The sequence below is a fragment of the Maribacter sp. genome, assembly GCF_039968975.1.
GTDB lineage: Bacteria > Bacteroidota > Bacteroidia > Flavobacteriales > Flavobacteriaceae > Maribacter.
On sequence record NZ_JBDVOT010000095.1, the window covers coordinates 1 to 7,789 of the forward strand.

A 7,789-nucleotide genomic window follows, 5' to 3' on the forward strand; every position below is an offset into this window, starting at 1 on the left:
GTATATTGAATTTTTCACAATATTTTTTAAATGCATCTTTGCTACAACAAGCCTCAATAGCTTCTTCATTAGCGTAAGTAGGCATATTTAGTTTTGCGCAAATTTCACCATAAGGTTTCACAAGAATATCAGCTACACCAACTAAGACGGCATCAACTTTTAAGTCTTTTGCTAGTTGTACAATTTTGTCAACCTCAAAACCATCTATATCATAGGTTTCTGATGCGTTCTTTTTTGCAGGTGCATTTGGGTTGGGATCAATAACAATAGTATATATACCCATTGATATTGCTATGTCAACTAAAATTGCTGTTTCAGGATTTCCTCCTAATATTATAAGTTTTTTCATAAGTAAAACCTTATTTGTTTTTTATAAAATCGTAGAATTAATGAGGTGTTCTAATTTCTAAAAATCAATTATTTTGAAATTTAAACTCACTATCAAATCCTAATTGAACGAGTAGATTACTAACTTGTTTAAAATCTGTATTGATTTTCACAATCTTTTTCTGGTCAACACCAATTAAACTTAATTCTTTTTTGATGTCTTTGTGGTAACTTGGGTTTATTGTTGCAATAATTAAATAATCATAATCTGAGTCTCCTACAGAACTAATTGGTTTAACATTATTATTACCAATTTTTAATTCATGATAATCGACATCTATCCAATTTACAACTTGAAAATATTTGTTTTTAATATTGGTAGAAAGAATATGTTGGCCAAAAGAACCTGAACTATATACCACGACCCTAGAATTTTGTTCAATATTTAAAAACGGATTAAACACTTCAGACCCGTCTTCATCATAAATTAAACCACCAGATCTTACTAGAATCTGAGAATAAAGGTAATAGGTAATTTGTTCTTTTATATTCTTTTCATCGAGTGACGTTTTAAGTTTCGACTGTAAATAATTCATAAGTAACCCTAATCTATAATATTCAATTTTAGGATTTTCTACAGATTTTACAATGGAGTCATGTCGTTGTCTGTAATAATAAAGAGGAGCACTGCTAATGACCAGTTTTTTTGAAATGGTTAAGTATGAGAATGTTATTGCTGCATCTTCTCCCATGACAACGTCATTTGGTACATTGAACAGAATTTGATCTAATAATTCTTTTTTAAATAGTTTGTTCCAAACATATGTAGAAACACCATGTTCACAAAATTCACCATTGTAAATTGCGTTAGGTAGTATATTAGACTTTAATTCTTCCTCATTATATATACCTACATTTTTAGGCTTTATTGTTTCTATCTTTCCATTAAACTCTCTGAAATGACCAGTAACGACAAGATCTGCTTTATTTGCATCAGCAAGTTTAAACATGATATCTAAATAGAATTTATCTACCCAATCATCACCATCTACAAATGTTACATATGTACCTTGGGCACTTTTTAAGCCTTCTTTTCTTGCACTTACTAGTCCTCCGTTTTCTTTATGAATAACCTTTATTCTAGAATCTTTACTAGCATAGTCATCACAAATTTTAGGGCAATTATCTGGACTTCCATCATCAACTAAAATTAATTCAAAATTAATAAAAGATTGATTTAAAAGGCTGTCAACGCATTGTGGTAAATACTTTTCAATTCTGTAAATCGGAACAATTACGCTAACTTCAACAGTATTCATATGTTTATATTTTATTTAATTCGAGATAGTACAAACCACCTCCGTAAATATCATTATCAGTTTCAGACTTCGCTGTAGTGACATATAAATTTAAGTTATTGTCAAAACAGCATGATGTAACATTTTTACATGGTAAATCTAACTGTTGTAGTCTTTTGCCATTATTGGGGTTCCATTGTGTTACGCATGACCCACCCCATTCAGCTATCCATAACATACCATTAGTATCTATACACATGCCATCTGGGCTACCGGCTCCTAATAATTCAATTATGTAAGAATCGAATTTTACATTGCCAGTTGTTAAATCATACATGTATTTGGCAACTTTTTTAGTTGGGGTATCAATAAAATAAAGCCATTTATTATCTGAAGAAAAAGCCAATCCGTTTGAGATAGTTGTGTTTTTTATGATGGTTTTGTATTGTCCCTTATCATATGAAAATACTTTCCCAATATTATCTTTTACTTCTGGGTATCCCATGGTTCCTATGATATATCGTCCATTTATATCTTTAATACCATCATTGAACCTTACCTTGTCATCAATATCAATTTGAAAAATAAATTTCTTTTGTAGGGTATTAAAGTCAATTTCAAAGAATCCATTTTTAGACGCAGCGAGAATTTTTTTATTTTCTAATAAGTATATGCAACTTACAGGAGAATCCAGTTTTACACTTAACAGCTCTTTTGTTTGTGGATTATAAAAGTATACTAAATAGTCTAAGATGGATACAAAATAAAGGTAATTATACTGCTTATCAAAAATAGGTCCTTCCAATAGCTCAGAATTACCATGAAAAATTAGTGATTGGTTCATAAATGAATACTATATATACTCTCCTCCTGTAATTCTAATTATAGAACCTGTTGTCATACTAGATTGGTCAGAAATTAAATGCATTACTGCCGGTACTGGGTCAAAAGTATTTAACATTCTTCCCATTGGTATAACATCAGAAACTTGTGCTTTTAACTCTTGTTCGCTAATACCTTCTTTATATCTTAACGCTAGCTCACCTTCCGTATTGGTCCAGCCCATTACAATATAATTAGATCTTACACCATACTTTGCGTAATGGTGGGCAATATGTGTAGATAATGTATTTAGGGCATTTTTAGTTAATGCATAAGGCGCTCTATCAATAGCACCGTAATCCATGTGTGCAGATCCAAAGAATATGATGGATCCAGATTTTTGGCTAACCATTGATTTTAAAACATGCTTGATTAAAAAAAACGGAGCTTTTAAGTTGACATTGAAAACGCTATCGTAGATTTCCTCCTCTGCATCTAAAATAGAAGCAATAGGCGTTATACCAGCATATAAAACTAATGAATCGATCTTTTTAAATCGCTTAATGGTTTCATTGTAAAAATCTTCAATACCATCAATGCTATTTAAATCTAGTTCATGAAAATAAAGGCTTTCCTTTGCATTTAATGATTTAATTAAATCAGTACCGGCAGCTTTTTGTCTACCGCTGAAGGCAACATTGTAGCCTTTTTGTAGACAGGACTTCAATATTTCTTTGCCTACACCTTTGGCACCTCCTAAAATCATTACAGTTTTCATTATCACTTTTTAAATTACAGATAGTAAAACGGGCTATTGCGCTAATTATTATTACTTGAACGTGATAAAACTATAGATAGTGTTATTTGCTTCCAACAAATTTTTCCATGGTCATATTTTCAGAAGCAGAGATGTCTGATCTTTTAATTACTTTCATGAATGTCATGAAGTATATTTTCATGTCTAACATGAAAGATATATGATTAACATACCATACATCGTATTCAAATTTCTTGTCCCAAGAAATGGTATTTCTACCATTTACTTGTGCCCATCCAGTAATACCAGGCTTTACTAAATGCCTTTTATTTTGTTCTTCACTATACAATGGTAAATAAGAGACTAATAAGGGTCTTGGTCCAATAAGGCTCATATCACCTTTTAGTACATTTAGTAATTGTGGTAATTCATCAAGAGACGTATTTCTAATAAATTTTCCAATAACCGTCATACGTTTAAAATCTGGCAGTAAATTACCTTCCTTATCTTTTTTATCGTTCATTGATTTGAACTTGATAATTTTAAAAATTTTCTGGTTCTTTCCTGGTCTTTGTTGATAGAAAAAAGCACTGCCGTTATTGGCAATAGTAAGTGATACCCAGATAATTAAAAAGATAGGGCTAAAGGCTAAAAGCACAAACAAAGCAATTAGAAAATCGAAAAGTCGTTTAAAAAAATTAGTATACATGCTGTTGACTAAGGTTAAGTAGCTAAATTAAATATTATTAGATTTTTGTAAGTTGGTATATAGACCATTTGTCAGAATATAAGTTTAATAGTCAAAAACAGCCCCATTTTAAAATTCAATCAACTTTGGGTAAAATTTGTTGATATTCTTTTAAGATAGATTGCCAAACAAAATTTTGCTCATAACGGTCGGTTATCATTGTCCTAGCATTATTTGCCATAGCTGATAACATTTCTTTATCTTCTATAAAAAGTGTCATGGCTTTTAATAATAGTAATTCATTTTTAGAAGGAACAATATACCCGTTTTTACCATGTTCTATTATTTCATTACTACCGTTAATATCTGTGACTACGGCAGGTAGACCCATAGCTCCTGCCTCTAAAACTACGTTAGGGAAACCTTCTCTATAACTAGGAAAGACAAGAGCGTTAGATATAGCTAAAAATGGTCTAATGTCATCTTGTTTACCTACCCATATAATTTGTTCCTCGGCATTCAATTTATTCCATGTGCTTTCTGGTAAAACATCGGTTTCCCCTTCGTGAGAGCCTACTAGAATTAATTTTACATCTGTATTTTTTTCAACAAGTTTGCAAAAGGCGTTGACCAATTCGTTCATGCCTTTATCATTAACTAACCTGCCAATGAAAATAAAAACAAAATCCTTTTCAGTTATACCTAAATTTTTCTTCTCAACTTTTAAAGATTCTTCTGAGAATAGGAGAGGGTTGAAATAAGAGAGGTCTTTACCGTTTACGTTACCATTTGCAATGACTTTTAATGGTTTTTTAGTAACCTTATACTGGAGTAAATCATTTTTTACCCCATTTCCTTCAGGATATACATTAGTGGCAAATTTGCAGATAATTTTATCAAATAATAATAATAGCTTTTTTAAAAAACCGGTCTGTGTGGGGAAGATTAAGCCTGTAAATGTATGTACTCTAACAGGTACTCTTGCTAAATACGCAGCCGTCATACTAAGTAACCCAGCTTTTGGGGTTATAGAGTGTACCATTACAGGTTTTTCTTTTCTGAAATACTTGTAGAGCTTGTATAATGACACTAAATCTTTAACCGGACTTATTGATCGTTCTATGTTTATACCTTTAGTGCGTATTCCCTCTCGATCTTCTACTTGTTTTAAAACAGAACCTTCAGATGCTATACCAATGACTTCATAGTATTGATTTAAAAAATGAAGTTGCCCCTTTAATAAGCCATATAGTGAACCAGGAACTGCAGCTGTTCTAATTATTTTTTTGTTAGATATTTTTTTCTGGTCAAGAGACATATATTAAGCTAAGATATGATTAGTATACAGTTCTAAAATAGGTTCCCTTTCAAAATCTTTAATGCGTTGTTTCACATTAATTCTACAGTTATCTAAGTATTCCTGGTTTTCCAGACAATAAGCTATTCCCTTTTGAAGTAATGTAGCATTACTAACAGGGCTAAGTACCCCGTAATCGGTTATCATTATATCGTCAAGCTTTGTTTCTTTAAGTTTCATGATTTCATCTGGGCCAGACTTGCAATTTGTGGTTATTATAGGTAGACCACATGCCATGGCTTCCATAACTACATTTGGAAAGCCCTCATGATTAGAACTGAAAAGAAAAATATCTGCCGTTTTTAAATATTGAAATGGATTACTTTCAAAACCCATCAAAAAAACTCTATCTGTTATTCCTAGATTATCTATTTGCGCTTGTAAATCTTCGCGTAATTCTCCTTCTCCAAAGATGTAAAGCCTTGTGTTATCAAATGGGGCAATGGCCTCTATCATTAATTGATGATTTTTGACAGTTTGCAATCTTCCTACGCTTACTAGGTTAATATATTTATCATCAAAGAAAGTTTCCTTAGGTGCTATAGCGTTTATCTTATTTAAATCAATAGGGTTGTATATTACTCCTGTCTTTTCTGGCGATACATTAAAATTATCTATTAAATCTTGTGTACTAGCCTTAGCATTACTTATAATTAAATCAGCTTTAGGATATAATTTTTTAACTAAATAACTATTTATTTTACTTTGACTATCATCATAACCATATTGTAAACTAGGGTAATTACGTTCACTGATCATTAGTTTGTAGGGGTGGTTGGTGAACCAACGAGCCATTATATTAATGTAGCAAGGTCTAGTAAGTAGGCTAAAGGAATGTGTAATATTCTCTTTTTTCAAAAACCGAGCATATTTCCAAGCTAAATACGGAATCTTAAGAAGTTTAAATATACCAGATTCATTGGCTTCAGATTTTTCTAAATAGTGGATGGGAATATTTTCAATACTAGGGTAAACTATTTTAGTATTCATTAATACTAAGATTACATCATAGTTTTTAGCTTGCAAATAGGGTAGAAGGTAAGACATTACACGCTCTGCACCGCCCCCTGACATTGAATAAATAAAAATTGAAATTTTAATATTTTTCTGCAACTTCTTTTCTTTTGACGATTTCTTTGAAAAATTCTTCGTAATTATTCAATATGATTTTTTTATCAAATTTTTTATAAACAGAATCTGAAACTATTTTTGGATCAAAATCGGGTAAATTGTTCAAGTGATTTATAAACTCATCTTCCGTATTTACTAAAAAACCATTTATATCATTTTCAACAATTTCTTTTGTACCGCCAGGAACATCAAATGCTATTACAGGGGTGCCAACCGCACAGCTTTCTAATAATGCATTTGGAAATCCTTCAGAAAGAGAACCTTGTAAAAAGTAATCGTTTTGACTAAGTTGTTCGGCAACTTTATTGGTGTATGGAATGTGTTTAATTTTTGAGTCAATGTTTAACTTCTTGGCTTCATCAAAAATTTGATTCTTTAGTGGGCCATCTCCAACTATTGTGTAAATAAATGGAATTTTGACTTTAGATAATATTTTAATCAATCTAAGATGTCCTTTTATTTTAGCTAACCTTCCAACTGTAATAAAATTGATTTGATTTCTTTCTAAACCACTCTTTCTATTAATTTTAAAATTGTCAGTTATTGGATTTCGTATAATTTGAATTTTCTCTTCTTTTACTCCAAATTCTCTAATACAGTCTGTAGCCATATCTTCAGATTGACATATAATGTAGTCCATTTTCTTAAGAATTTTACCAACAAGGTCAGGTCTCCAAGATTTTTTAGAAGAGCTACTTACGTTAAAACTAACTTTTGTTATGGCAGCTTGTCTAGCAATGTATATACCTTTTCTGTAAAATACAGAAGCTACCCCAATAGCTATATTTAAATGAGTAACAGTGCTTATTATTATGTTTGGTTTTTCAGTTCTTAGGGTTTGAACTATTTTTGGTATGGAACGAGAAACTCGTTCTTCATTTAGAAATTTAACTTTAGACTTTTTTATATCATAGGCAACATCTTTATCATTGCCAATTACGATTAATTTGCAATCAAATGATTCAGAGTTAAGATTATTGGTTAAAAAGCTAATAACTCTTTCTGCTCCTCCAGCCATGAGATTGGGTATGAAGAATAGGATTTTAATTTTTTTGATCATCTAGTTAAAGAGATTTAATTCGTTTCCTAGTTTTTTATCCCAGATTTCAGGTAGAATTGGTCTAAAGCCACCATCATGATGAAATGTTAATTCTCCAAAATAAAGTTTGCCATCTACATCATACCAATCAACTCTAACATATTTAAAAGGTTTTGCCAAAAGCTCAGAGAGCCTTATCATTTCTTTTAAGGTTTTGGGCCTTTCTAAATCTTCACTGCTTGGATCTGTGCTTTTTCCATTTTCTTTTGGAGATGACCATTTAAATTCTTCTTGTTCCCAGTTAGTATTATACCAGTTCCTATAATGTTGGTCAGTACCTCTACCCATATCAACACTTATCATTCTTACA

General features: G+C 31.1%; 8 protein-coding genes and 1 pseudogene. All 9 read right to left on the reverse strand.

Annotated features, from left to right (window positions below):
* Window positions 1-349: pseudogene (locus ABJI11_RS06625) on the reverse strand (carbamoyl-phosphate-synthetase); the annotation flags it as partial.
* A 64-nt stretch (window positions 350-413) separates the two neighbouring features.
* A complete protein-coding gene (locus ABJI11_RS06630; RefSeq protein ID WP_348350563.1) occupies window positions 414-1,646 on the reverse strand; it encodes a glycosyltransferase family 2 protein in 1,233 nt (410 codons plus the stop codon).
* A gap of 4 nt (window positions 1,647-1,650) precedes the next feature.
* Window positions 1,651-2,469 (reverse strand): SMP-30/gluconolactonase/LRE family protein, encoded by an 819-nt coding sequence (locus ABJI11_RS06635; RefSeq protein ID WP_348350565.1) that lies wholly within the window; start codon window positions 2,467-2,469, stop codon window positions 1,651-1,653.
* Window positions 2,470-2,478: 9 nt separating this feature from the next.
* A complete protein-coding gene (locus ABJI11_RS06640) occupies window positions 2,479-3,225 on the reverse strand; it encodes an SDR family oxidoreductase (protein WP_348350567.1) in 747 nt (248 codons plus the stop codon).
* 82 nt (window positions 3,226-3,307) lie between these two features.
* Window positions 3,308-3,913: a sugar transferase gene (locus ABJI11_RS06645; RefSeq protein WP_348350568.1), complete on the reverse strand. Its 606-nt coding sequence runs from the start codon at window positions 3,911-3,913 to the stop codon at window positions 3,308-3,310.
* 115 nt (window positions 3,914-4,028) lie between these two features.
* Window positions 4,029-5,210 (reverse strand): glycosyltransferase family 4 protein, encoded by a 1,182-nt coding sequence (locus tag ABJI11_RS06650; protein ID WP_348350570.1) that lies wholly within the window; start codon window positions 5,208-5,210, stop codon window positions 4,029-4,031.
* Window positions 5,211-5,213: 3 nt separating this feature from the next.
* Window positions 5,214-6,362 carry a glycosyltransferase gene (locus tag ABJI11_RS06655; RefSeq protein WP_348350572.1) on the reverse strand — a complete coding sequence of 383 codons (1,149 nt, stop codon included), beginning with the start codon at window positions 6,360-6,362 and terminating at the stop codon, window positions 5,214-5,216.
* The gene (locus ABJI11_RS06660; RefSeq protein ID WP_348350574.1) at window positions 6,346-7,398 is read right to left on the reverse strand and encodes a glycosyltransferase; all 1,053 of its coding nucleotides are present in this window, start codon (window positions 7,396-7,398) and stop codon (window positions 6,346-6,348) included. The genes ABJI11_RS06655 and ABJI11_RS06660 overlap by 17 nt, the downstream gene beginning before the upstream one ends.
* Window positions 7,399-7,440: 42 nt before the next feature.
* Window positions 7,441-7,789: ATP-grasp fold amidoligase family protein (locus ABJI11_RS06665; protein WP_348350575.1), on the reverse strand; the 349-nt coding region annotated here is incomplete at its 5' end.

Bases quoted from the DNA above. Each gene is read 5' to 3' on its own strand.
- ABJI11_RS06635 (WP_348350565.1), bottom strand. From the start codon at position 2,469: ATGAACCAATCACTAATTTTTCATGGTAATTCTGAGCTATTGGAAGGA.
- ABJI11_RS06640 (WP_348350567.1), bottom strand. From the start codon at position 3,225: ATGAAAACTGTAATGATTTTAGGAGGTGCCAAAGGTGTAGGCAAAGAA.
- ABJI11_RS06660 (WP_348350574.1), bottom strand. From the start codon at position 7,398: ATGGCTGGAGGAGCAGAAAGAGTTATTAGCTTTTTAACCAATAATCTT.
- ABJI11_RS06645 (WP_348350568.1), bottom strand. From the start codon at position 3,913: ATGTATACTAATTTTTTTAAACGACTTTTCGATTTTCTAATTGCTTTG.
- ABJI11_RS06630 (WP_348350563.1), bottom strand. From the start codon at position 1,646: ATGAATACTGTTGAAGTTAGCGTAATTGTTCCGATTTACAGAATTGAA.
- ABJI11_RS06650 (WP_348350570.1), bottom strand. From the start codon at position 5,210: ATGTCTCTTGACCAGAAAAAAATATCTAACAAAAAAATAATTAGAACA.